This is a genomic window from Tomitella biformata AHU 1821 (assembly GCF_000524475.1).
Lineage (GTDB): Bacteria > Actinomycetota > Actinomycetes > Mycobacteriales > Mycobacteriaceae > Tomitella > Tomitella biformata.
Genome location: NZ_BAVQ01000072.1, coordinates 187,621 through 211,152, shown reverse-complemented (window position 1 = coordinate 211,152; position 23,532 = coordinate 187,621). Strand labels below are relative to the sequence as shown.

Sequence of the window (23,532 nt, the reverse complement as noted above, 5' to 3'; positions counted from 1 at the left end):
TTCCTGTCTCTAACGAGCGTGCCGGAATTTGAGCAGGGCCGCCGCGATGGTCATGTCGCGCCGCTTGCGGGCCATCGTCAGCAGATTCAGCGGGGCGTGGAACTTTTGCACAGTGCGGGCGGATGCGGCGGAGAACTCTCGCAGCCCGTCCGCGCCGTGGATGCGGCCGAAGCCGGAGTCCCCCACCCCGCCCAGCGGCAGCGCCGCCACCCCGGCGAAGCCGAGGACGGAGTTGACGGTGACGCCGCCGGTCTCGAGCTGCGCGGCGACGGCCCGGCCGCGGGCCTTGCTCTTGGTGAACACCGAGCCGGCGAGGCCGTACTTCGAGGCGTTGGCCAGCTCGACGGCCTCGGCGAGGTCTGGGACCTGGTTGACGATGAGGACGGGGCCGAAGGTCTCCTCGCGCATCGCCGCCGAGTCCTCCGGCACGCCGGTGAGGATCACGGGGGAAATATAGCGCTCGTCCACCGAGTCGAGGCCGCCGAGCACTGCGGTGGCGCCATCTTTCAGCGCGGCGGCGATGTGCCCGCGCACCACCGCGGTCTGGCTGCCGAGTGTCATCGGGCCGTACGACTCGCCGGGCGTGAGCTTGCCCGCACGCGTGACCAGCTTGGCCAGGAACTCCTCGTAAACCGGGGCGCAGACGTAGATCCGCTCGACGCCGACGCAGGTCTGCCCGGCATTGCCGAAGCCGCCGAACACCGCGAAATCCGCGGCCGCGTCGAGGTCGGCGTCCTCCGCCACCAGCATCGCGTCCTTGCCGCCGCACTCAGCCACCATCGGGGTCAGGGTCTCCGCGCAGGTGGCCATCACCTTCTTGGCCGTCGCGGTGGAGCCGGTGAACGCGATCTTGTCCACCCCCGAGCGGCACAGCGCCGCGCCCGTCGCGCCCAGGCCGGTGACGACCTGCAGGACCGGCTGCATCGGGGCCATCGACTCCCATTTCTCCGCCAGCCAGACGCCGACGCCGGGGGTGAGCTCGCTGGGCTTGAACACGATGGCGTTGCCCGCGGCCAGCGCATAGGAGATCGAGCCCATGGGCGTGTACAGCGGATAGTTCCACGGCCCGATGACGCCGACCACGCCGAAGGGCCGGTAGCCGACGGACGCCGCCTGGTTCGAGCTGACCAGGCCCGCGGCGACCTTGCGTCGGCGCAGCGTCTTCTCCGCATTCTTCGCGGCCCAGTCGAGGTGCTCGACGGCGAGCATCACCTCGAGGAGCGCGTCGTCCACGGGTTTGCCGGTCTCGCGGGAGATCACCCTCGCGAGGGACTGCGCGTCGGCGGCGATGGCCCGCTTGAACTCGAGCAGCCAGCGCTTGCGCCCGTCGAAGCCCTGCTCGGCCCACCACCGGGCGGCCGTCCGACCTCGCTCGACGGCGCCCTGCACCTCCTGCTCGCCGGCCACCGGGTAGCTCGCGAGCACCGCGTCGTCCCGGGGGTCGAGGCTGTCGAACATCTCCACCGTCATGCGCTCCCCTTGTGAATTTTCCCTCGACGACTCAGTTCACATCACATATATTTGATGTGATTCACTGTTGCGACGCTCACATTAGGCGGTGCTGCCGTCCAGGACAAGCACCCGAACCCTCTGGAGAACCCCATGTCATTCGATTTCACCCCCGAGCAGGCCGACTTCGCCAAGGCCGTCGCCGATTTCTGCCAGCGCGAGGCCGGCACCCGCGGGCAGCGCGACGAGCTCACCGACCGCGGCGGCCAGAACCACAATGACGGGCTCTACCGCAAGATGGCGCAGCTGGGCTGGCTCGGCCTGTCCACGCCCGCGGAGTACGGCGGCGCGGACGGCTCGATGGTGGACCTGTGCATCCTGCTCGAGGAGTCCGCGAAGGGCATGGCCCCCATCGGCGGCATCGGCCCGACGCTGATCACCGGCGCGGCGTACCAGAAGTTCGGCTCCCCAGCGCAGAAGAAGGAGGTGCTCGGCGGGATCGTCGACGGCGGCACCTACTCCATCTCGATGTCCGAGCCCGAGGCCGGCTCCGACGTCGGCAACCTCAGCTGCAAGGCCGAGAAGGTCGAGGGCGGCTGGCTCATCAACGGCCAGAAGACGTGGTGCTCCAACGCCCACATCGCCGACGCGATCCTCCTCGTCGCCCGCACCTCCCGCGGCGAGAGCAAGCACCAGGGGTTGACAATGTTTCACGTGCCCGCCGGCACCGCAGGCCTCAAGATTCACCCGATCGAGCTCATGGGCGGCAAGAAGGAGACCAACGACCTCTACTTCACCGACTGCTTCCTCCCCGATGACGCGGTGATCGGCGAGGTGGGCGGCGGCTGGAACCAGCTGATGACGGGCCTGAACATCGAGCGCCTGATCCTCGGCGCCATGATGCTCGGCACCGCGCAGCGCGCGTTCAACGACGCCCTGGAGTTCATCACCACCCGCAAGCAGTTCGGCCGCCCAGTCGGCACCTTCCAGGCGATCCGCCACCGTGTCGCCGACATGGCCACCGAGATCGAGTGCACCCGCCTGCTCGTCTACAAGGTGGCACGCCAGATCGACGCCAACCCCACCAAGCTGTTCCCGCGCGAGGCGTCGATGGTCAAGCTCAAGGCGACCGAGACCGCCAAGAAGGTCGCGCTCGAGGGCATGCAGATGATGGGCGGCTACGGCTACGCCATGGAATTCGATATGGAGCAGCATGTGCGTGCCGCGCTGGTCTCCTCCATCTACGGTGGAACTAACGAGATCCAGCGCGATATCGTCGGCAAAAGCTACGGACTCTAGGCACTTTCGGACAACAGGGAGCGAACGTCATGGCGGCAACGGCGCGCGGCGCAGCGGGCACGTCAGGGCCCGGGGCGCTGGCGCGCCGGCCGCAACTGTCCGAGGATGTGGCGAACCATGTCCGACGGCGCATCATGACGGGACAGGTCCGGCCGGGCGAGTTCATCCGGCTCGACGAGACCGCAGCCGAGCTCGGCGTCAGCGTCACCCCCGTCCGCGAGGCGCTGCTGACGCTGCGCGGGGAGGGGATGGTCGAGTCGGTCCCCCACCGCGGCTACATCGTCGCGGCGCTGTCCCGCGCCGACGTCACCGACATCTTCTGGCTGCAGGAGCAGATCGCCGTGCAGCTGAGCCTGCGCGCGGCCGCCGCGATCGCGCCCGAGACGATCGCCCGGCTCCAGTTCCTCAACCACTCGCTGCGGGCCGCCGTCCGCGCCGGCGACGAGCCGGAGATCGTCCGCTTCGAGTTCGAGTTCCATCGCCTGATCAACATCTCCGCGGACGCCAGCAAGCTCGCGTGGTTCCTCAACAGCGCCCTGCGCTACACCCCTCAGGAGCTCTACTCCGGCGACCCGGGCTGGCAGGAGTTGGCCGTCACCAGCCATGAGCGGCTGATCGAGGCGCTGAAGACCGGCGACCTCGACGCGGTGGAGGCCGAGACCCGGATCCAGTTCACGGATGGCGCGCAGCGGCTGATCGCGCACCTGGAGCAGATCGGGATGTGGGCGGAAGCATAATTCTCCTCCAGGCACTCTGTTGCAAATAATTCGATGGTTGCGTATATTTCGATTAAATGGTTGCGTATATTTCGGTTGACAGGAGGCGTCGCATGTCCGCCGTGGTCCATCCCAGCTCCATAGAACAAGAGCAGGCACGGCAAGCTCTGTCCGCGCTCCGAGACGTCGCCTCCGACACCGAGACCGTTGACATGACCATCCCCGGGTCGGCCCAGTCGGTCCACTTGCCCAGAGTTGCCTTCGAACAGATTCAGGACCTGTTGGCCAATATGGCCGCTGGCCAAGGTGTAACGCTGGTCCCCGCAAATGCCGAGCTGACCACGCAACAGGCCGCCGAGTTGCTCAACGTCTCTCGCCCCCACGTGATCAAACTGCTGGACCAAGGCCAATTCCAGTACCGCAGGGTTGGTCGGCATCGCCGAATTCTGGCTTCGTCGCTGCTGACGTATCAGCGCGCCCAGCAGGCAGATGCCCGCCAAGCAGCAGACGACCTCGCCGCACTGACTGAGGACCTCGGGCTGTATTGACGTGGCCTTAACGGTGCTCTACGACGCGAACGTGCTGTACCCGAATGTGCTTCGCGACGTCCTGATTCGCTTGTCCCAGAGTGGATTGATTCAGGCTCGGTGGACAGACGAGATTCTCGATGAGACCTTTCGGAACCTCGCCGCCGACAGACCGGACATCCCCGGCGGCAGACTGGCCGCTCTGCGCGAGTTGATGAATAAAGCAGTGCCGGACTGCCACGTAACCGGATACCAGCACCTAATCCCAGCGCTAACACTGCCGGACAGGCACGATCGGCACGTGCTCGCCGCTGCAATCCGCTGCGGCGCACAGGTCATCGTGACAGCGAATCTGCGTGACTTCCCGGCCGCTGAGCTTGCTGAATTCGATATCCAGGCACTCCACCCAGACGAATTTGTGATGGATCTCGTCGCTCTCGACGGCGCAGGAGTGCGCCAATCCATCAGCGCCACCGCCGCGGCATGGCGCAACCCTCCCGGAACACCGGCCGATGTCTGTGACCGCCTGGCCGCGGCGGGCCTGCCCATCTCCGCAGCCGCTCTTCGCTGCTAACCGCGAGCAACGCGGGATCACACCCCGACGTATGCCGCCAGGTGCTCCCCGGTCAGCGTCGAGGCGCCGGCGACCAGCTCCTGCGGGGTGCCCTCGAAGACGATGCGGCCGCCGTCGTGCCCCGCGCCGGGGCCCAGGTCGATGATCCAGTCGGCATGCGCCATCACGGCCTGGTGGTGCTCGATGACGATGACGGATTTGCCGGCGTCGACCAGGCGGTCCAGCAGACCGAGGAGCTGCTCGACGTCCGCGAGGTGCAGGCCGGTCGTCGGCTCATCTAGGACGTACACCCCGCCCTTCTCGCCGAGGTGCGTGGCGAGTTTGATGCGCTGGCGCTCGCCGCCAGACAGGGTGGTCAGGGGCTGTCCCAGGGTCAGATAGCCCAGGCCCACGTCCTGCATGCGGAGCAGGATCTTGTGTGCGGCGGGCAGGCTAAAGGGCCCGTCCTTCGCGAAGAACTCCACGGCCTCGGCGACGGGCATCGTCAGCACCTCGCTGATGTTGCGCCCGCCCAGGAGGTAGTCCAGCACCGCGGCCTGGAAGCGCTTGCCCTCGCAGACCTCGCAGACGGTGGCCACGCCGGCCATCATCGCCAAGTCCGAGTAGATGACGCCGGCGCCCTTGCAGACCGGGCACGCGCCGTCGGAGTTTGCGCTGAAGAGCCCGGGCTTGACCCCGTTCTCCTTGGCGAAAGCCTTGCGGATGGGGTCCAGCAGCCCGGTGTACGTCGCGGGGTTACTGCGCCGCGAGCCGCGGATCGCGCCCTGGCCGATCGCGACCACGCCCTCCCTGCCGGCCACCGACCCGTGGATCAGCGAGCTCTTGCCGGAGCCGGCGACGCCTGTGACCACGGTGAGCACGCCGAGCGGGATGTCGACGTCGACGCCGCGGAGGTTGTTCGCGTCCGCCCCGCGGATCTCGAGCGCGCCGTCGCATGCGCGGACGGTCTCCTTCAGCGCGGCGCGGTCGTCGAGGTGGCGACCGGTGAGGGTGTCACTGGCGCGCAGCCCCTCGAGGGTGCCCTCGAACACGACCTGCCCGCCAGCCGCGCCCGCGCGGGGTCCAAGGTCCACGATGTGGTCGGCGATCGCGATGGCCTCCGGCTTGTGCTCCACCACCAGCACGGTGTTGCCCTTATCGCGCAACTGCAGCAGCAGGGTGTTCATCCGGGCGATGTCGTGGGGGTGCAGGCCGATCGTCGGCTCGTCGAACACGTACGTGATGTCCGTGAGGGAGGAGCCGAGGTGGCGGATCATCTTGGTGCGCTGCGCCTCGCCGCCGGACAGGGTGCCCGACGGGCGATCCAGCGACAGGTAGCCGAGACCGATCTCGACGAAGGAGTCCAGGGTGCGCTGGAGCGTCTCCACCAGTGGGGCCATGGCGGGGTCGTCGATCCCCCGCACCCACGCGGCGAGGTCGCTGATCTGCATCTTGCAGGCGTCGGCGATGCTGATGCCGTTGATCTTCGACGAGCGGGCGGCCTCGCTCAAGCGGGTGCCGTCGCAGTCGGGGCAGGTGGTGAAGACGACCGCGCGGTCCACGAACACGCGGATGTGCGGCTGCATCGCCTCGCGGTCCTTGGCCAGGAAGGACTTCTGGATCTGCGGGATCAGGCCGGAGTAGGTGAGGTTGATGCCCTCGACCTTGATCTTGGTGGGCTCCTTGTACAAGAGCGCGGCGAGCTCCTTCTTGGTGAACTTGGCGATCGGCTTATCCGGGTCGAAGTAGCCGCAACCCCGGTAGATGCGCCCGTACCAGCCGTCCATGCTGTAGCCGGGGATAGTGAGCGCGCCCTCGCTGAGCGATTTCGAGGAGTCGTAGAGCGCGGTGAGATCGAAATCGGTGACCGCGCCGCGGCCCTCGCAGCGCGGGCACATGCCGCCGGTGACGCTGAACGTCCGTTTCTCCTTCACCGTCTGCCCACCGCGCTCGACCGTGATCGCGCCCGCTCCGGAGGCCGACGCGACGTTGAACGAGTACGCCTGGGCCGAGCCGATGTGCGGGTCGCCGAGCCGGCTGAACAGGATCCGGAGCATCGCGTTGGCGTCGGTGGCGGTGCCCACGGTCGAGCGCGGATCCGCCCCCATCCGCTCCTGGTCGACAAGGATCGCGGTGGTCAGCCCGTCGAGCACGTCCACGTCCGGCCGGGCCAGCGTCGGCATGAAGCCCTGCACGAACGCGCTGTAGGTCTCGTTGATCATCCGCTGCGACTCCGCGGCGATGGTGCCGAAGACCAAGGAGCTCTTGCCCGAGCCGGAGACGCCGGTGAACACCGTCAGCCGGCGCTTCGGGATCTCGACGCTGATGTCCTTGAGGTTGTTTACGCGGGCGCCCTGCACCCGGATCAGGTCGTGGCTGTCGGCGGGGTGCTGGCTCATCTGTTCTCCATCTGGGGGGTTGGAAAGGAGTCTAGGCGCGGGCAGTCAGGAGACCTCGTTGATGCGGATCAGGTTGCCCGACGGGTCCCGGAACGCGCAGTCCTTGATGCCGTAGGGATGCGTGATCGGCTCCTGCACCACCTCGGCGCCGGCGGCCTGCAACCGCGCGAAGGTCCCGTCGAGGTCGGTGGTCGAGAGCACCGCCCGGGCAAACGTGCCCTTCGCCATCATCTCGGTGATCAGGCGGCGCTCGTCGTCGGTGATGCCGGGGTCAGCGGCCGGCGGCTCCAGGACCAGCGCGGTGTCCGGCTGCCCGACGGGCCCGACGGTAAGCCACCGGCTATCGCCGTAGCCGACGTCGTTGCGCACCTCGAAGCCCAGGGTGTCGCGGTAGAACGCGAGCGCCGCGTCGGGGTCGGTGTGCGGGAGGAAGGTCCAGTGAATCTTCAAATTGCTGTCCATGTCAGCGACTTTAAGCCCGGCCCGGCGCTGGCGCTTCTCGATTCCTGATCGGTCTCGTCACCTGTTTCGCGACGCACGACGGCAACCCCAGCCCGCCCTCCAATGCCTCGGCGCGGTAGCGGCTCGGAGGCATCCCGACCAGCTCGGTGAAGCGGGTGCTGAAGGTCCCCAGCGAGGACGAGCCCACCGCGAAGCACACCTCGGTCACGCTGAGCTCTCCCCCGCGCAGCAGCGCCATCGCGCGCTCGATGCGCCGCGTCATCAGATAGGAGTAGGGCGATTCGCCGTAGGCCAGCTTGAACTGGCGGCTCAGGTGCCCGGCGGACATGTGCGCGCCGCGGGCGAGCTCCTCGACGTCCAGGGGCTGCGCGTACTCCCGGTCGATGCGGTCGCGGACCCTCCGCAGCAACGCGAGGTCGCGCAGGCGCTGGGTACCCACGCGCGGGGTGTTTGCGGAGCTCGTCACCTGCTCGATCCTAGCGGCGCGGCGGCATAGACGAACGTGACCGACGTTGTTGATATCCCCTCTCGGGCGATGCCTCAACAATGTCGGTCACGTTCGCAACAATGCAGGGCTAGGCCTGGAAGGCAGACGCTCCGGCGCGGTTCACTACCAGCCTCGGCACCACGGCCCGGGAGGACAGCCGCAGCAGTGCGTCGACGAGCTCGACAATGTCGGAGACCTGGATCATCGTCTCCGGCGGCACGGTGTCGTGCGTCCAGGCAGCCATGTCCGTGTCGACGTAGGCGGGGGCCAGCGCCGCGCCGGTGACGCCGCCCGCAGACTCTTCCGCGTTGAGCGCGTCGATCATCGAGAGCAGCGCCGCCTTCGTCGCGCCGTACACGCCGAGCCCGGCCTCGGCGTAGACGCCGGCGATCGAGGCCAGCGCGATGACCTTCGCGCCGCGGCCTGGGTTCGCGGCGGCCGCGGCACGCAGCAGTGGCAGCGCCTCCTGCATGAGCACCATCGGCGCGCGCAGGTTCACGGCGATCGACTTCTCGAAGCGGCGCATCGGGTACTCCGCGATGGTCCCGGCGGTGCCGACCCCGGCATTGAGCACCAGCGCGTCCATCGTTCCGAACTGCTCGCCGTGCGCCTTGACCGCGGCGGCCAGGTGCTCCGGGTCCGCCATGTCCCCGGCCACGGCGAGCACGTGCGGCGACCCGGCCGCGCGGAGCTGGTCCGCCACCGCGTCGAGCGTTGACTGGGTCCGCGAGGTGATCGTCAGCCCCCTGCCCTGCTCCGCCAGCCGAGTGGCGATGCCGAGTCCGATGCCCCGCGAGGCACCGGTCACCAACGCCGAGTTCATGACTGCTCCTTCACCGCGCGCAGGCCGGCCGCGAGGAAGATCGGCACGGCGTCGATCGCCTTGTCGAACCCGTCGCCGACCGTCGCCCCGGAGCGGTACCGATGGTCGATGCCCGCGGCGATCACCGCGAGCTTGAAGTTGGCCAGGCCCAGGTAGAAGCCCCAGTTCGCCAGTTCCCGGCCTGACGCGGTCGAGTATTGCTGGGCCAGCTCATCCGCGGACGCCAGCCGAGAGCTCGTCCACGCGGCGGGCTCCCCGAGCACCAGTTCCAGCGCCGGGTCGCGGTAGACGCACATCATCGCGACGTCGGTGAGCGGGTCGCCGAGCGTGGAGAGCTCCCAGTCGACGACCGCGCGGACCTGGCCCACGTCGTCGGCGTCGAGGATGGTGTTGTCGATGCGGTAGTCCCCGTGCACGATGGTGGCCGCGGCCTGGGTGGGGATCATCGTCTCGAGGGCACGGTGCAGGCGCTCCACGTCTGAGTCATTCGCGGCGAGCTCGCCGTCCTTTACCCGGCCCCACTGCTTCGCCCACAGCCCCACCTGCCTGGTGAGGTAGCCGTCGGGCCGGCCGAACTCGCCGAGGCCCGCGGCCTGGTAGTCGACGTTGTGCAGCGCGGCGAGCACCCGGACCAGCTCGTCGGTGCAGCGCGTGAGGTCCGCGTCGGAGTAGCGGGCGAGCTCCGACTCGTTGCGGATCACCTGGCCCTCGACGAACTCGACCATCGCGAACGGCGCGCCCAGCACCGAATTGTCCTCGCACAGCACGATCGCGTCCGCCACCGGCACGCCCGAGCCCCGCAGGCCGGAGACGACGCGGAACTCACGCGCCATGTCATGCGCGGACGGGGTGAGCCCCGACACGGGCGGGCGCCGCAGCACCCACTTGTTGGCACCGTCGGAGATGGCGTAGGTCAGGTTGGACTTGCCGCCGGCGATCAGCTCCGCCGTCAGCTCGCCCTGCAGCGCCACACCCTGCTCGGCCAAATAGTCTTGCAGCGCAGGAAGGTTCATCGCAGCGTCGGTCATCGGGTCTCCCCTGCGGCGTTGCGGGCTCGGCGGACGGCGCGCTTGGCGATGGCCCAGCGGTGCACCTCGGAGGGCCCGTCGTACACGCGGAACGGGCGGACCTCGCGGGACAGGCGGGCCAGCGGCAGGTCCTCGGAGACGCCGAGCCCGCCGCAGATCTGGATGGAGTTGTCGACGATGCGGCCGACGGCCTCGGCCGCGTAGGTCTTGGCGATCGAGGTGGAGTCGTCGGCGACGCCGCCGTTGTCGAGCTCCCAGCAGGCCCGCATGAGCAGCGCACGGGTGGCCGCGATATCGATCTCGTTGTCCGCGATCATCTTCTGGACCATGCCGAGGTCGCCCAGGCGCGAGCCGAACGCCTTGCGCTTGGCGGAGTGGGCGACGGCGATATCGTGGCCGCGGCGGGCGGCGCCGAGCCAGCGCATCACGTGCGTCATACGGGCCGGGCCGAGGCGGACCTGCGCGCCGGCGTAGCCCTGGCCGACCTCGCCGAGCACGTTCTCGTCGGGCACGAAGAGGTCCTCGAAGAACACCTCGCAGTGGCCGCCGATCATCGAGCGGTCCAGCGTGGTGATGTGCCGGCCCACGCGCAGGCCGGGACTCTCGGCCGGGGCGAGGAACATCGTGGCGCCGCCGCGGTCGCCGGGCTGCCCCTCGGTGCGGGCCATGATGATGAAGAACGCCGCGCCGTCCGCGCCGGTGATGAACCACTTGTGGCCGTTGATCTGCCAGCCGCCGGGGACCTGGTCGGCGCGGGTCGTCAGCGCGGCGGGGTCCGCGCCGGCACCGGGGGCGGGCTCAGTCATCGCAAAGGCGGAGCGGACGTCGCCGCGGGCCAGCGGGCCGAGGAACAGCTCGCGCTGGCGCTCGTCAGCGATCTCGCCCAGCATGTGGATGTTGCCCTCGTCGGGCGCGGCGATGTGCAGGGCGGCGGGGCCGAACAGGGAGTAGCCGCCGGCCTCGAAGACCGGGGCGCGCTCGCACATATTCAGCTCGTGGCCGCCGAACTCAGTGGGCGCGTGCGGGGCGAAGACGCCAGCCGCACGCGCGGCCTGGTTCATCTCGACGCGCCTGGCGTCGCCGCCCGCGGCCTCGATGTCGCCGGCGAACTCGTCCTCGATCGGCAGCACGTAGTCACGGACGAAGTCCGTGGTGTGCGCGATCAGGCTCAAGGTCTCAGGCTCATGCTGTAGGTCGATTGCCACTGGTCAGCTCCTCAATCTAGACCGACCGATCGATCGCTCGGTCTCTCAGAGGCTCCCATATGCGGCGGGGACCGTCAAGCCTCGAAAGCCTGCGACTCGGCCGCATCGCGCGCCAACTCCGAGTCCCGCGCCTTGCGTCGGGTCCGCGAGATCCCCCAGCTGACGCCCACCGCGGCCAGTGCCGCGCCCACCGCCCCGCCGGCGATCGTGCCGCCCAGATCCGAGGTGTCGGCGAGGACCAGCCGCAGGATCACCCCCAGCGCGCCGACCAGGTAGACCGCCACCATGACGACCGATCTCGGAGTCCACAGCGAGGCCACCACGTACAAATCCACCTCCAGAGCCCGCGCGTAGGCCAGCACGAGGAAAGACACCGCAACCCAGCCGACCAGCAGGCCGAGCGCGATCCACGCGCCGGTGCGACCCGCCGCCCACGGCAGGATCGCGGCGGCGATCACCAGGGCCCAGTTCAGGACCTGGAATCCGACGGCCGAGGCCTCGTTCCACACCTCCCGCTGGCGCTCGTCGGCATAGAACTCGCTATCCAGATCCCCCACAAATCGCGCCGTCGTCACAAGAACACTCATCGCCTACGCCTCCTCCGGGATTGCGAACAGGGTCTCGACGCTGACGCCGAGGTGCCGAGCGAGCCGCAGCGCCAGGTACACACTGGGCGAGTATTTGCCGCCCTCCATCGAGACGATGGTCTGCCGGCTCACCCCCACCGCAGCGCCCAACTCGGACTGGGTCAGCCGCGCGGCACGGCGATGCTCGCGCACTCGGTTCCCCTGCAACGTCTCGGACACAACATGAAGTCAAGTCCACTTGTCATCTCATGTCAAGTGGACTTGTCTTTCAGGCCTACTGCCGGGCGCCGACCATCCCGTGGGCGATGTCGAGGTATCTCTTCGCGAGCTCGTCCGGCGCGAGCGGCCCGTCCGGGCGGTACCAGCTGGAGACCGCCACGCACATCGTCGCGACCGCGCGCGCCGCGTCGGCCGGATACTTCGCCGCGAAGACCCCCTGCTCGACGCCATCCGCAACGATCCGGTCCAGCATCCGCTGCTGCTCGTCCCGGCGGCCGATGTACTCGTGCCGAGCCTCTCCCCCCATGCTGCGCGCCTCCGTCGACGCGACGAAGGCCAACTCGCGCCGCGCCATGTGGAAGCGCAGCAACGACTCCACCACCGCGTCGAATCTGGCCTCGGGACTGGGCCCCGCACCCTGCTCCGCCTGCACGCTGCGGGCGAGGAGCTCGTCCATCGCCGCGTTCACCAACCCCATCAGCAGCGCCTGCTTGGACGGGTAGTGGTGGTAGAGCCCGGGCACCGACAGCTGCGCCCGCGCGGCGATGTCGCGGATGGACGCGCCGTGATAGCCCTGTTCGACGAACGCCGCCAGCGCTCCGGCAAGGGGCTTGGACAGGCTTGATTCGCGGTACTCGCGCCACGACGCCTGTTCCGAGTTCATGGCCCCAACCATAGGTTCAGCACCCCTTGATCATCGGCGCCAGGAGGGTCCGCGCGAACTCCCGCATCTGCACGTCGGTGTCCACGCGCGGCGGCCCGTCGGGCGTGAGCAGCAGCGATTGCGTCAACCGGGCCAGCATGCCCGCGAGCGCCTCGACGTCGCCGAGCTCCGGTTCCCGACCCTCCGCCGCCCCGTGCCGCTCGCGAATTCCCTCGATCTTCTCGACAAGGAATGCCGACGCCAACTCCAACACTCCGCCCGCGCCAGCGGTCAGGGCCCGAACGGTCTCCTCGCGATCGACCAGCAGCAGCTGGGCCAGCAGCCGGTTCTCGCGGACTCCGCGCAGCGTCGCGATGAAGAACGTGGCGATGTACTCGTCCAGGTCCACGATGCCCGCGATTGCCGACTCGATGCCCGCCAGCACCCGGGCGGCCTCGAAGAGGTAGGCGGCGCCGACGATCTCATCCTTGGTGCCGAGCCGCCGATAGAGCGTCGCGCGGTTGACCCCGGCCCGGCGCGCGATGTCGTCGGTGCTGGTCCGCCTGACGCCCGTCAGCGCGAACTGCTCGAGCGCGGCCAGCAAAATTGCCTCATCGGGGTCCACCGACACTGACATGCCCCTCCTAAGTTATCGAAGATTCCTTGCCAAATGGCCGCAACACTGCAACAGTTGACGATGAATCGTTGCATCAGTCTACTGCGTCCAGGGGAGAGTTCCGATGGCCAACCCAGAAACCGATCAGGCCCCGCCGACCGAATGGCAGCCGCTGCCCCCGCTCGCCACCACAAACGCCGACGGCTCCCCCACTATCGGGATGGCCGACTATGTCGACGAGAGCTTCATCTTCCTCGGCGCGGGCGCGGCCGTCCTGCTCCAGCTCGCGGTGCCCGGCGTGGGCCACGGCGTCGCCGACCACAGCGAAGTGCTCAGCGAGCCGCTCAGCCGCCTGCGCACCACGATGAGCTATATCTATGCGATTTCCCTGGGCACCCCGGAGGAGAAGAAGGCCATCATCAAGATGGTCAACAAGGCACATATCCCCGTGCGCGCGAAGTCCTACAGCGCGTTCGACCCCGATCTGCAACTGTGGGTCGCGGCCACGCTCTATAAGGGCGGGATCGACCTGTTCGAGCGCTTCCACGGTCCCCTCGACCCCGCCTCCGCGGAGCGGATCTACCGCGAGTCGATGGAGTACGGCAACGCCCTGCAGGTCAAGCCCGAGATGTGGCCCAGGGATCTCGCCGCGTTCAACGCGTACTGGGACCGACAGATCGAGGGCCTCGAGGTCGACTACCAGGTGCTGGCCTTCGTCAACAAGCTCCTGTCCGGCGGGCAGGCCCCGTGGTTCATCCGCCTGGGGATGCCGCTGAACAACTTCGTCACCGCCGGGCTGTTGCCCCCGCGCGCCCGCGAGGCATTCCAGATGACGTGGGGACCGCGGCATCAACGCGCGTTCGACCTGCTCTTCCGCGTGCTACCGGTGGTCTACCGATTCATTCCCCGGCCCGTCCGTACCCTGCCGTCGAAGCTATATCTGCGGGACATGCGCAAGCGGCTGGCGTCGGGCCGCGGGGTCGCGCGCTAGTTCTCACACCCGGCGGAATCACCAGCCCCGGCGGCTCGGCGAGGAGCCCAGCAACTGGTCGCGGCCGGCCTCGCTGCGACTGCGGTAGACCACGTACGGCCGGAACAGGTAGCCGATGGGCGCGCTGAACATGTGCACCAGCCGGGTGAACGGCAGCAGCGCGAACAGCACCAGCGCGATGATCACGTGAATGTGGAATTGCAGCGGCGCGGCGGCCATCGCGACGCCGTCGGGCTGCAGGATCCAGATGGACCGGAACCACGGGGCCACGGTGTCGCGATAGTTCGCCTCCGGGGCCTGCCCGGCCGGGGTCATGCCGATGACTGTGGTGGCCAGGCCCGCGATGATCGCGGCGAGCAGCGCCACATACATCAGCTTGTCGTTTTTGGTGGTCGCGATGAACACCGGGCCGATGGTCCGGCGCCGGTAGATCAGCAGACCGATGCCGACGAGCGTGGCCAGGCCCGCGATGCCGCCCAAGATCAGCGCGCTCCAGTGGTACAGGTGCTCGTCGATGCCGATCGCCGCCGTCCAGCTCTGCGGGATCACGAGCCCGATGACGTGCCCGACGATCACGACGAGGATGCCGTAGTGGAACATCGGGCTGGCGACGCTGAGCAGCTTGGACTCGTACAGCTCCGAGGAGCGGGTGGTCCAGCCAAACTTGTCGTAGCGGTACCGCCAGGTCAGGCCGACGATGAGGATAGCCAGGCTGACATAGGGGACGACGTCCCAGAAGATCTCCTGCTTGAACACGCTCATCGGACCACTCCTGCCTGGTTTCCGCGAAGCCCCGCGGTGAGCTGCTCGACGGGGATCGTCACGGAGTACGGGCTCAACCCGACGGATTCCGCGGGCGGGCCCTGCTCGGCCAGCCGCAGCGCCTCCAGGCGGGTGGCCTCCGGGTCCGGTTCGGGGACGGTGGCGAGCACCGCGACGATGGCCCCCGCATACGGGGAGGGCATCTCTTCCAGGGCCAGCCGCAGCAGTTCCAGGGGCGCCCGATGCTTCGCCAGCAGCGCCAGCCCGCCGGCGACGTCGACCGTCGCGCCGAACTCGAGCACGACGGCGAGGTGGTCCGGCAGCTCGTCGGATGGGGGCTCGACGCCGCAGTCGCGGTAGGTGTTGGCGAACAGCAGCATCGAGTTGCCGCGGTTGCGGGTGTCCCCATCCGTCCAGTAGGTCAGGAACAGCGCACGCTTGCGCCGCAGGTCGAAGGTCTCCACGTACTCCTTGGCGGCGTCGAGCGCCGTCATTCGCGAGAGCCCGGCCACGGCCTCCGCGAGGGGATCTGCCAGCGCCGGGGGCAGCTCGCCGAGCGCGCGCGAGACTAGCGCCAACCGCGCCTCGTGCTCGTCGTCGGGGTAGGCCAGCAGCAGCGACGCCGCCTGCCAGACCAGCTGCCGATGCCGGTCGGTGACCTTCGCGGGCCGGCCGAGCAGCCGCCTCACTTGACCTCACCGCCGCCATCGCGAGAGGGGAAGATGCCCGGTGGCACGCCCTGCCCGTCCCAGTTCAGCAGGTTCACGCGGGAGCCGCCGGGACGCACCGAGGACTCGCTGGTCTGCCGGGTCTTGAGCGCCTGGAATGTCTCGACGGCCACCGGAACCGGGCTGCCGCTGGTCTCGCCGAACGGCCCGGATCCCTCGCTCATGCCGGGCCCGCCGTCGAAGTCGAGGGCGCACTCCGTCGCCGTCTCCTCGAGTTTGTGGCCCTCGGCGGCGTAGGCGGTGGGGATGACGTAGCGCTCGTCGTATTTGGCCAGCGCGAGCAGTCGGTACATCTCGTAGATCTCCTCCTCGCTCAGGCCCACGGCGTGCGGGATGTGCGGCTGCGGCTCGCGGCCCATGTTGATATCGCGCATGTAGGACCGCATCGCGGCGAGCTTGTGCAGCACGTCGTCGATCAGCCCGACGTCGCCCGCGGCGAACAGCTCGGCCAGGTACTCCTTGGGGATGCGCAGCGCGTCGATGGCCCCGAAGAGGTTGCCTGCCTCCTCCGCGTCGTGCCCGCTCCGCGCGACGGCGTCGACCACCGGGGACAGCGGCGGGATGTACCAGACCATCGGCATCGTCCGGTATTCCGGATGCAGCGGCAGCGCCACCTTGTACGTCTTGATCAGGGAGTAGATGGGAGATTTCCGCGCGGCTTCCAGCCAGTCCTCCGAGATGCCCTCCGCACGCGCCCCGGCGATCACGGCCGGGTCGTTCGGGTCCAGGATCACGTCCATCTGCGCCTGGTAGAGGTCCTTCTCGTCCTCCACCGACGCGGCTGCGAGGACCGCGTCGGCGTCGTAAAGCACCAGCCCGATGTAGCGCAGCCGCCCGACGCACGTCTCCGCGCACACGGTCGGCAGCCCGACCTCGATGCGCGGGTAGCAGAACGTGCACTTCTCGGCCTTGCCCGTCTTGTGGTTGAAGTACACCTTCTTATAGGGGCAGCCGGAGACGCACATGCGCCAGCCGCGGCATTTGTCCTGGTCGACCAGGACGATGCCGTCCTCGCTGCGCTTGTAGATCGCGCCCGACGGGCAGGACGCCGCGCACGACGGGTTCAGGCAGTGCTCGCAGATCCGCGGCAGGTAGAACATGAACGTCTCAGAGAGCTCGAGCTTGATCTCCGCGCTTATCTTGGCCAGGATCGGGTCGCCCGGGACGATCTCGGGGCTGCCCGCGAGGTCGTCGTCCCAGTTGGCGGACCACGAAATCTTCATCGGCTTGCCGCTGATGAGGCTGCGCGGCTTCGCCACCGGGAAGTGCTCGCCCAGCGGCGCGGTGGTCAGGTTCTCGTAGTCGTAGGTCCAGGGCTCGTAGTAGTCCTGCATAGTCGGCATCTTCGGGTTCGAGAAGATCGAGACCAACTTTTTCGCCCGGCCGCCCGCGCGCAGTCTCAGTCGGCCCTTCTTGTCCCGGACCCAGCCGCCCTCCCACTTGTCCTGGTCCTCGTACGTGCGCGGATAGCCTTGACCGGGCCGGGTCTCCACGTTGTTGAACCACACGTACTCGACGCCGGGGCGGTTGGTCCACGCCTGCTTGCACGTGACCGAGCACGTGTGGCAGCCGATGCACTTGTCGAGGTTCATCACCATCGCCATCTGAGCCATGACCTTCATACTTGCCTCGCTTCGCTGGGGTTCATCAAGTCGCCGGGGCGCATCAGTAGGTGACCTCCTGGGAGCGGCGGCGGACAATCGTGACCTCGTCGCGCTGGTTGCCGGTGGGGCCTAGATAGTTGAACGCGTAGCTGTTCTGGCCGTAGCCGCCCGCCAGGTGCGATGGTTTGACCAGCACCCGTGTCAGCGAGTTGTGGATGCCGCCGCGGGTGCCGGTGGTCTCCGTGAGCGGCACGTCGATGGTGCGCTCCTGCACGTGGTAGACGAACACGACGCCGTCGGGCATGCGGTGCGAGACGATCGCGCGGCACACCAGCACGCCGTTGCGGTTGACCGCCTCGATCCAGTCGTTGTCCTTGACCTTGATCTTCTCGGCGTCGCCCGGGCTCATCCACATGGTGGGCCCGCCCCGCGAGAGGGAGAGCATGAGCAGGTTGTCCTGGTACTCCGAGTGGATGGACCACTTGGAGTGCGGGGTCAGATAGCGCACGGCCAGGCCCAGCTCGCCGGTCTCGCCCAGCTGCGGCTCGCCGAACAGCTTGTGCAGGTCCAGCGGCGGCCGGTACACGGGCAGCTGCTCGCCCATCTCCTCGAGCCAGTCATGGTCCTGGAAGAAGTGCATGCGGCCGGTGACCGTGTGGAACGGTTTGAGGTGCTCGATGTTCTGCGTGAATGGGGCGTAGCGGCGGCCGCCGTGCTCGCTGCCGGACCACTCAGGGCTGGTGATCACGGGGACGGGGCGCGCCTGGGTGTCGGCGTACGTGATCCGCTTGCCCTCCTCCCCCTCCGCCAGGTGCGCAATCTTCTGGCCGGTGCGCGCCTCCAGCTGCTTGAAGCCCTGCACGGCCAGGCGCCCGTTCGTCGTGCCGGAGAGCAGCAGGATCGCCTCGCACATCTTCACATCGGTGTCCAGGGCCGGCCGGCCCGCCGCGACACCGTGGCTCATCACGCCGTGGCGCTCTTTGAGCTGCTGGACCTCCTCGTCGGGCCGGTACGTGATGGCCTTCGTCGTCATGCCGAGCGTGTCGACGAGGGGGCCGAGCGAACCCCACATCTCCGCGATCGCCGGGTAGTTTCGCTCGACCACCGCGATGGGGCCCATCGTCTTGCCCGGGATTGGCGTAGCGCCCGTCTCGAGCCAGTTGTTCTCGACCCCGCCCGGGTACGCCGTCTCGCCGGGGGTGTCGTGCTGCAGGGTGCCGAGCACCACGTCCTTGCGGATCCCGAGGTGCGTCTCAGCCATCTTGCTGAACACCTTCGCGATGGCCTGGAAGGCTTCGTAGTCCGAGCGCGACTCCCACGGCGGGTCGATCGCCGGGGTGAACGCGTGCACGTAGGGGTGCATGTCGGTGCTGGACAGGTCCGCCTTCTCGTACCAGGTGGCGGCGGGCAGCACGATGTCCGAGAGCAGGGTGGTCGACGTCATCCGGAAGTCGATCGACATCACCATGTCGAGCTTGCCCTCGGGAACCTCGTCGTGGCTGACGACGGACTGCGGACGCAACTCCTCCGGCGTGCGCTCGGCGCGCAGGTTGGACGACGTGCCGAGCAGGTGCTTGAGGAAGTACTCGTTCCCCTTGCTGGAGGAGCCCAGCAGGTTCGAGCGCCACACGCTGAGCACGCGCGGCCAGTTCTCCGGCGCGTCTGGGTCCGTCACCGAGAGCTTGAGCTCGCCGGAGCCCAGCTTGCCCGCGACGTACTCCGCGGCGTCGACACCCGCCGCAGCGGCCTCGTCGGCCAGGTCCAGGCTGGAGCGGTCGAACTGCGGGAAGAACGGGGACCAGCCCATCGCCGTCGCGGCGGTGAGCACATCCATCGTGTGCTTGTCCTTGAAGCGGCCGCGGCCCAGCGGGGTGGTGAGCGCGTCGGCGCGGTAGCCGTCGTAGCTCCACTGGTTGGTGTGGGTGTACCAGTACGACGTGCCGGTCATGGTGCGCGGCGGGCGGGACCAGTCCAGGCCCATCGCCAGGGTGCTGTAGCCGGTGATGGGGCGGACCTTCTCCTGCCCCACATAGTGCGCCCAGCCGCCACCATTGCGGCCCATCGAGCCGGTGAGCAGCAGCAGCGAGAGCACCGCGCGATAGGTGGCGTCGCCGTGGAACCACTGGCAGATGCCGGCGCCCATGATGATCATGGTGCGCCCGCCGGACTCCTCGGAGTTGTCCGCCATTTCGCGGGCGATACGGATGACCTGCTCGGCGCTCACGCCCGTGATCGCCTCCTGCCACGCGGGGGTGTACGGCTGGCTGGGGTCATCGAAGCCGGTGGGCCAGACGCCCGGCAGTCCGGGGCGCGAGACGCCGTATTGCGCCAGCAGCAGGTCGAAGACCGTGCACACCAGATGCTCGCCGACCCGCCGCACGGGCACGCCGCGACGCAGGATCTCCGCGGATCCGTCGACGCTGTCGAAGCCCGTCATCAGGAGCTCCACAGAATCCCCGCCGGAATCAGCCATGGTTAGCTGCGGGACGATCCCCTCCAGGTCCAGGTTCCACTTGCCCATGCCGGACTCGGTGTAGCGGTCCCCCAGCGAGCCGTTCGGGACCGCGGGCTCGCCGGTGCGGCCGTCGATCAGGACCGGCTTGAGGTTCGCGCCCTCTGCATGGCGACCCCCGGCGGCCTGTCCCAGATCAGACGCCATGAGGTGCTTGCCCGCGATATAGGCGCCGTCGCGCTCCTCGAGCTTGACCAGGAACGGCAGGTCCGTGAACTGCTGCGCGAAGTCCACGAAGAACGGCACGCGCTTGTCGATGAAGTAGTCCTTCAAGATGACGTGGCCCATCGCCATCGCCATCGCGCCGTCGGTGCCCGCCGCGCACGGCATCCACTCGTCGGCGAACTTCGTGTTGTCCGCGTAGTCCGGGCTGATGGAGACGACCTTGGAACCTCGGTAGCGGACCTCCGTCATCCAGTGCGCGTCCGGAGTGCGGGTGATCGGCACGTTGGAGCCCCACATCAGCAGGTAGGACGCGTCCCACCAGTCGCCGGACTCTGGCACGTCCGTCTGGTCCCCGAACACCTGGGGCGACGCGACGGGCAGGTCCGCGTACCAGTCGTAAAAGGAGGTCATGACGCCGCCGAGCAGCTCCACGAACCGCGCGCCGGCCGCGTGCGAGACCATCGACATCGCGGGGATCGGCGAGAAGCCGGCGACGCGGTCCGGGCCGTACTCCTTGATGGTGTGCACGTGGGCCGCGGCGATCATCTCGGTGGCCTCGTCCCAGCCGATGCGGACGAGGCCGCCCTTGCCGCGCGCCTGCTGATACTGCCGGCGGCGCAGCGGGTCGGACTGGATGTCGGCCCAGGCCAGCACCGGGTCGCCGAGGCGGGCCTTCGCCTCTCGGTACATCTCCATCAGCACGCCGCGCCCATACGGATAGCGGACGCGGGTCGGCGAGTACGTGTACCAGGAGAACGCGGCGCCGCGGGGGCAGCCGCGCGGCTCGTACTCGGGGCGGTCCGGGCCCACCGACGGGTAGTCGGTCTCCTGCGTCTCCCAGGTGATGATGCCGTCCTTGACGTAGATCTTCCACGAGCAGGAGCCGGTGCAGTTGACCCCGTGCGTGGAGCGGACCACCTTGTCGTGGCTCCAGCGATCGCGGTAGAACACGTCGCCCTCGCGCCCGCCGACCTTGCTGATGGTCCGCTTGTCCTTGGAGAACTCGCTCTTGCGGCGGAAGAACCGGCCCGCGTCCAGGAGCAGGTCCGCCACCGGCCCGTCGGTGGCGGGGATTACGGGTGGGGTCACTGCGCGCTCCTCATGAGTTGATGGCCTTGCGGTCGCGGGAGACCCGCTTGGTCGGATCGGTCGCCGGCACCAGGAAGAACGTGTAGACGAACACGACGGCCGCGGTGATCACCAGCAGGATCAGTCCCACGTGGTAGTTGTTCCCGGCCGCGTTGTAGGTGGCGCCCATGACCAGCGGCGGGAAGTAGCCGCCGAGGCCGCCCGCGGCGCTGACCAGGCCGGTCACGCTGCCGACGCGGTTGGCCGGGGTGAGCCGCGAGAGCCAGGCGAACACGCCACCGGTGCCGATGCCGAGGAAGAACGCCAGCCCGCCGAATACCAGGCCCGCCTGCAGTTCCGGGGCCGGCTGGATGTTGACCAGCGCTGCCATCACCGCGGTCCCGGCGAGGGAGCCGAGCACGACGATCTTGGGTTGGATCTTGTCGGACAGCATGCCGCCGAGAGGGCGGGCTACGACGGCGGCCAGCGCGAACGCGGCGGTGCGGGTGCCAGCCTGGATGGCGTCGAAATCGTAGAGGTCGATTGTTTTGATGTAGGTGGGCAGGTAGGTGCTGAAGGCGACGAAGCCGCCGAACACGACGCCGTAGAGCACACACATGTTCCACGTGACGGGCAGCTTCGCGGCGGCCCACAGCTTCGGGAAGAACGGGTCCGTCTGCGGCTGCCAGACCGGGGCGTCGCTGAGGAAGAAATAGACGAGCACCGCGGTGACCGCGAGCAGCACCGCCAAGATGACGTGCGTCTGGATGTGGCCGAAGATGTTCACGAACCGCGGCGTGAAGAACGCCGAGACCGCGGTGCCGACCATGCCCGCGCCGAACACGCCGGTCGCGAAGCCGCGCCGCTCCGGCGGGTACCAGGAGTTGACGAACGGGATGCCGACCGTGAACACCGTGCCCGCGATGCCGAGCAGGAATGCGGACGCCAGCAGGGGCACGTACTGGTTGGCGTTGCCGAAGATTCCGACGGCCAGAACCGGGATAATCGAGGCCAGCGAGACCGCGAGGAACATCACCCGGCCGCCGAACTTGTCCGTCAGCGCCCCCACCGGGATGCGGCCGAGGGAGCCGACCAGCACCGGCATCGCGACCAGCACCGCGCTCTGGGAGGCCGTCAGCCCCATCTCGTCGGACAGTTTCGAGGACATCGGCCCGATCACATTCCAGGCCCAAAAGTTGACCATCGACACAAAGGTCGCCAGCGCCAGATTCCCCGTCTGCCCTAACTTGGTCGCCATCGGAGCCGCCCGTCCGCCTCGATATTCACGAGATGTTGCACACGAGCCGCTGACGGATATTCAGCACTCCCCGCACCGGCACACAGCCAACCTAACCCACCTGCACCTAACCTTGGAGCAACTCCGCGAGACCCGGAAACAATTCCTTATTAAAAGCGCATATCTTCGAAAACCCACAGGTCAGTAGGATTAATTTGGCCATGGGAGCATGCTTTAACATTCCCCAGCGTAAGTGCACAATCGAGTTGCGACGCCTATGAATTGCGGTCCCCACCGGGTTGTTAGGCTGAAAAAATCCCCGCCCCGAACAGCTTGGAGATTCCCGTGAGTTTTGCCACGCCTGACGCCGCCCCGTCCCGCGGAGGCCCCCTGAGCGGGGTGCGGGTTGTCGAGCTCGCGGGTATCGGGCCCGGCCCGCACGCCGCGATGCTCCTCGCCGATCTGGGCGCGGACGTCATCCGGATCCAGCGCGACGGGCAGCTGCCGGCGACGGACCAGATGCTGCGCGGGCGCCGCGCCGTGGCCGCCAATCTGAAGGACCCCGCCGACATCGAGAAGGTCCTCGGCCTCATCGCCAAGGCCGACATCCTCATCGAGGGCTTCCGCCCGGGCGTCACCGAGCGGATGGGCCTGGGTCCTGACGAGTGCCTGGCCCGCAACCCCCGGCTCATCTACGGGCGGATGACCGGCTGGGGGCAGGACGGCCCCCTGTCCAACAGCGCCGGCCACGACATGAACTACATCTCCCTCACCGGCATCCTGCACGCCATCGGGCGCGCGGGCGAGCGCCCCGTCCCGCCGCTCAACCTCGTCGGCGACTTCGGCGGCGGCTCGATGTTCCTGGTGTTCGGCATCCTCGCCGCCATGCATGAGCGGACGGTCTCCGGCCGCGGCCAGGTCATCGACGCTGCCATGATCGATGGCTCCGCCCTGCTGGCGCAGATGATGTGGACGTGGCGGTCCACCGGGATGTGGTCCGACGAGCGCGGCCGCAACATGCTCGACGGCGGCGCACCCTACTACGACACCTACGAGTGCGGCGACGGCAAGTACTTCGCCGTGGGCGCCATCGAGCCGCAGTTCTGGGCCGTCCTGCTCGAGGGCCTGGAGCTCGATCCAGCCGCGGTCCCCTCGCAGCAGGATCCGCGGACCTGGCCGCAGCTGCGCGAGATCCTCACGCAGAAGTTCCTCAGCAAGTCGCGCGACGAGTGGGCAGCGGTGTTCGACGGCACCGACGCCTGCGCCACCCCGATCCTCACCTTCGAGGAGGCGTCCGCGCACCCCCACGTGGCGGCGCGCGGGATCCTGTCCGAACTCGACGGCGTCACGCAGCCGATGCCCGCCCCCCGGTTCTCGCGCACCCCCGCCGACCGGCCCGCCGCTCCCCCGCAGGAGTACACGGCCATCGACAGCATCTGGGCTTAGGCTGCC

Annotated in this window: 22 protein-coding genes; 6 read left to right on the top strand and 16 right to left on the bottom strand. The window is 68.4% G+C overall.

All coding sequences use genetic code 11. The annotated features are described in order from the left end of the window. Positions 1–9: 9 nt before the first annotated feature. Entirely contained in the window at positions 10–1,470 is a 1,461-nt protein-coding gene (locus TBIF_RS23930; RefSeq protein ID WP_038171798.1) for an aldehyde dehydrogenase family protein, read from the bottom strand. Between the two features lie 132 nt (positions 1,471–1,602). Between TBIF_RS23930 and TBIF_RS18190 the strand changes: the two genes are divergently transcribed. The 4 genes from TBIF_RS18190 to TBIF_RS18175 all read left to right on the top strand — a co-directional run bounded on the left by TBIF_RS18190 (position 1,603) and on the right by TBIF_RS18175 (position 4,565). Next, positions 1,603–2,748 carry an acyl-CoA dehydrogenase family protein gene (locus tag TBIF_RS18190; protein ID WP_024796179.1) on the top strand — a complete coding sequence of 382 codons (1,146 nt, stop codon included), beginning with the start codon at positions 1,603–1,605 and terminating at the stop codon, positions 2,746–2,748. A gap of 29 nt (positions 2,749–2,777) precedes the next feature. Further along, entirely contained in the window at positions 2,778–3,485 is a 708-nt protein-coding gene (locus tag TBIF_RS18185; protein WP_024796178.1) for a GntR family transcriptional regulator, read from the top strand. A 92-nt stretch (positions 3,486–3,577) separates the two neighbouring features. Continuing rightward, complete coding sequence (locus tag TBIF_RS18180; RefSeq protein WP_024796177.1) at positions 3,578–4,012, top strand: helix-turn-helix domain-containing protein; 435 nt, start codon at positions 3,578–3,580, stop codon at positions 4,010–4,012. A 13-nt stretch (positions 4,013–4,025) separates the two neighbouring features. Beyond that, positions 4,026–4,565 (top strand): PIN domain-containing protein, encoded by a 540-nt coding sequence (locus TBIF_RS18175; RefSeq protein ID WP_235174860.1) that lies wholly within the window; start codon positions 4,026–4,028, stop codon positions 4,563–4,565. 17 nt (positions 4,566–4,582) lie between these two features. On the opposite strand, the gene TBIF_RS18170 is transcribed toward TBIF_RS18175, so the two are convergent. The 10 genes from TBIF_RS18170 to TBIF_RS18125 form a co-directional block, all read right to left on the bottom strand. After that, positions 4,583–6,943 carry an ATP-binding cassette domain-containing protein gene (locus TBIF_RS18170; RefSeq protein ID WP_024796175.1) on the bottom strand — a complete coding sequence of 787 codons (2,361 nt, stop codon included), beginning with the start codon at positions 6,941–6,943 and terminating at the stop codon, positions 4,583–4,585. A 45-nt stretch (positions 6,944–6,988) separates the two neighbouring features. After that, on the bottom strand, positions 6,989–7,405 hold the full coding sequence (locus TBIF_RS18165) for a VOC family protein (protein WP_024796174.1): 417 nt from the start codon (positions 7,403–7,405) through the stop codon (positions 6,989–6,991). A 10-nt stretch (positions 7,406–7,415) separates the two neighbouring features. After that, on the bottom strand, positions 7,416–7,871 hold the full coding sequence (locus TBIF_RS18160) for a helix-turn-helix transcriptional regulator (RefSeq protein ID WP_024796173.1): 456 nt from the start codon (positions 7,869–7,871) through the stop codon (positions 7,416–7,418). A gap of 109 nt (positions 7,872–7,980) precedes the next feature. Further along, the gene (locus tag TBIF_RS18155; protein ID WP_024796172.1) at positions 7,981–8,715 is read right to left on the bottom strand and encodes an SDR family NAD(P)-dependent oxidoreductase; all 735 of its coding nucleotides are present in this window, start codon (positions 8,713–8,715) and stop codon (positions 7,981–7,983) included. Continuing rightward, entirely contained in the window at positions 8,712–9,743 is a 1,032-nt protein-coding gene (locus TBIF_RS18150) for a phosphotransferase family protein (protein ID WP_024796171.1), read from the bottom strand. The genes TBIF_RS18155 and TBIF_RS18150 overlap by 4 nt, the downstream gene beginning before the upstream one ends. Beyond that, entirely contained in the window at positions 9,740–10,948 is a 1,209-nt protein-coding gene (locus tag TBIF_RS18145) for an acyl-CoA dehydrogenase family protein (protein ID WP_024796170.1), read from the bottom strand. The genes TBIF_RS18150 and TBIF_RS18145 overlap by 4 nt, the downstream gene beginning before the upstream one ends. Before the next feature lie 74 nt (positions 10,949–11,022). Further along, positions 11,023–11,535 (bottom strand): hypothetical protein, encoded by a 513-nt coding sequence (locus TBIF_RS18140; RefSeq protein WP_024796169.1) that lies wholly within the window; start codon positions 11,533–11,535, stop codon positions 11,023–11,025. Positions 11,536–11,538: 3 nt separating this feature from the next. Then, complete coding sequence (locus TBIF_RS18135) at positions 11,539–11,754, bottom strand: helix-turn-helix transcriptional regulator (protein ID WP_024796168.1); 216 nt, start codon at positions 11,752–11,754, stop codon at positions 11,539–11,541. 55 nt (positions 11,755–11,809) lie between these two features. Continuing rightward, the gene (locus TBIF_RS18130; RefSeq protein ID WP_024796167.1) at positions 11,810–12,418 is read right to left on the bottom strand and encodes a TetR/AcrR family transcriptional regulator; all 609 of its coding nucleotides are present in this window, start codon (positions 12,416–12,418) and stop codon (positions 11,810–11,812) included. A gap of 16 nt (positions 12,419–12,434) precedes the next feature. Then, entirely contained in the window at positions 12,435–13,034 is a 600-nt protein-coding gene (locus tag TBIF_RS18125) for a TetR/AcrR family transcriptional regulator (protein ID WP_024796166.1), read from the bottom strand. 103 nt (positions 13,035–13,137) lie between these two features. Here TBIF_RS18125 and TBIF_RS18120 point away from each other — a divergent pair, with 103 nt between their 5' ends. Next, on the top strand, positions 13,138–14,004 hold the full coding sequence (locus TBIF_RS18120; protein WP_024796165.1) for an oxygenase MpaB family protein: 867 nt from the start codon (positions 13,138–13,140) through the stop codon (positions 14,002–14,004). 18 nt (positions 14,005–14,022) lie between these two features. On the opposite strand, the gene narI is transcribed toward TBIF_RS18120, so the two are convergent. Genes narI through TBIF_RS18095 form a run of 5 tightly spaced genes read right to left on the bottom strand, consistent with a single transcriptional unit; the run spans position 14,023 to position 22,101 of the window. Next, positions 14,023–14,766 carry a respiratory nitrate reductase subunit gamma gene (narI, locus tag TBIF_RS18115; RefSeq protein WP_024796164.1) on the bottom strand — a complete coding sequence of 248 codons (744 nt, stop codon included), beginning with the start codon at positions 14,764–14,766 and terminating at the stop codon, positions 14,023–14,025. Next, positions 14,763–15,455 (bottom strand): nitrate reductase molybdenum cofactor assembly chaperone, encoded by a 693-nt coding sequence (narJ, locus tag TBIF_RS18110; RefSeq protein ID WP_024796163.1) that lies wholly within the window; start codon positions 15,453–15,455, stop codon positions 14,763–14,765. Before narJ ends, narI begins: the two co-directional genes overlap by 4 nt. Beyond that, complete coding sequence (gene narH, locus TBIF_RS18105; protein ID WP_024796162.1) at positions 15,452–17,116, bottom strand: nitrate reductase subunit beta; 1,665 nt, start codon at positions 17,114–17,116, stop codon at positions 15,452–15,454. Before narH ends, narJ begins: the two co-directional genes overlap by 4 nt. Positions 17,117–17,159: 43 nt before the next feature. Next, positions 17,160–20,864: a nitrate reductase subunit alpha gene (locus TBIF_RS18100; RefSeq protein ID WP_024796161.1), complete on the bottom strand. Its 3,705-nt coding sequence runs from the start codon at positions 20,862–20,864 to the stop codon at positions 17,160–17,162. Between the two features lie 10 nt (positions 20,865–20,874). Continuing rightward, a complete protein-coding gene (locus tag TBIF_RS18095; protein WP_024796160.1) occupies positions 20,875–22,101 on the bottom strand; it encodes a nitrate/nitrite transporter in 1,227 nt (408 codons plus the stop codon). Positions 22,102–22,425: 324 nt separating this feature from the next. Here TBIF_RS18095 and TBIF_RS18090 point away from each other — a divergent pair, with 324 nt between their 5' ends. Next, a complete protein-coding gene (locus TBIF_RS18090) occupies positions 22,426–23,526 on the top strand; it encodes a CaiB/BaiF CoA transferase family protein (RefSeq protein ID WP_038171795.1) in 1,101 nt (366 codons plus the stop codon). The last annotated feature ends 6 nt before the right edge of the window (positions 23,527–23,532 follow it).

Excerpts from the sequence above, each read along its gene's own strand:
- TBIF_RS23930 (WP_038171798.1), bottom strand. The coding sequence starts at position 1,470 with ATGACGGTGGAGATGTTCGACAGCCTCGACCCCCGGGACGACGCGGTG.
- TBIF_RS18190 (WP_024796179.1), top strand. The coding sequence starts at position 1,603 with ATGTCATTCGATTTCACCCCCGAGCAGGCCGACTTCGCCAAGGCCGTC.
- TBIF_RS18185 (WP_024796178.1), top strand. The coding sequence starts at position 2,778 with ATGGCGGCAACGGCGCGCGGCGCAGCGGGCACGTCAGGGCCCGGGGCG.
- TBIF_RS18180 (WP_024796177.1), top strand. The coding sequence starts at position 3,578 with ATGTCCGCCGTGGTCCATCCCAGCTCCATAGAACAAGAGCAGGCACGG.
- TBIF_RS18170 (WP_024796175.1), bottom strand. The coding sequence starts at position 6,943 with ATGAGCCAGCACCCCGCCGACAGCCACGACCTGATCCGGGTGCAGGGC.
- TBIF_RS18165 (WP_024796174.1), bottom strand. The coding sequence starts at position 7,405 with ATGGACAGCAATTTGAAGATTCACTGGACCTTCCTCCCGCACACCGAC.
- TBIF_RS18155 (WP_024796172.1), bottom strand. The coding sequence starts at position 8,715 with ATGAACTCGGCGTTGGTGACCGGTGCCTCGCGGGGCATCGGACTCGGC.
- TBIF_RS18150 (WP_024796171.1), bottom strand. The coding sequence starts at position 9,743 with ATGACCGACGCTGCGATGAACCTTCCTGCGCTGCAAGACTATTTGGCC.
- TBIF_RS18140 (WP_024796169.1), bottom strand. The coding sequence starts at position 11,535 with ATGAGTGTTCTTGTGACGACGGCGCGATTTGTGGGGGATCTGGATAGC.
- TBIF_RS18130 (WP_024796167.1), bottom strand. The coding sequence starts at position 12,418 with ATGAACTCGGAACAGGCGTCGTGGCGCGAGTACCGCGAATCAAGCCTG.
- TBIF_RS18125 (WP_024796166.1), bottom strand. The coding sequence starts at position 13,034 with ATGTCAGTGTCGGTGGACCCCGATGAGGCAATTTTGCTGGCCGCGCTC.
- TBIF_RS18120 (WP_024796165.1), top strand. The coding sequence starts at position 13,138 with ATGGCCAACCCAGAAACCGATCAGGCCCCGCCGACCGAATGGCAGCCG.
- narI (WP_024796164.1), bottom strand. The coding sequence starts at position 14,766 with ATGAGCGTGTTCAAGCAGGAGATCTTCTGGGACGTCGTCCCCTATGTC.
- narH (WP_024796162.1), bottom strand. The coding sequence starts at position 17,116 with ATGAAGGTCATGGCTCAGATGGCGATGGTGATGAACCTCGACAAGTGC.
- TBIF_RS18095 (WP_024796160.1), bottom strand. The coding sequence starts at position 22,101 with ATGGCGACCAAGTTAGGGCAGACGGGGAATCTGGCGCTGGCGACCTTT.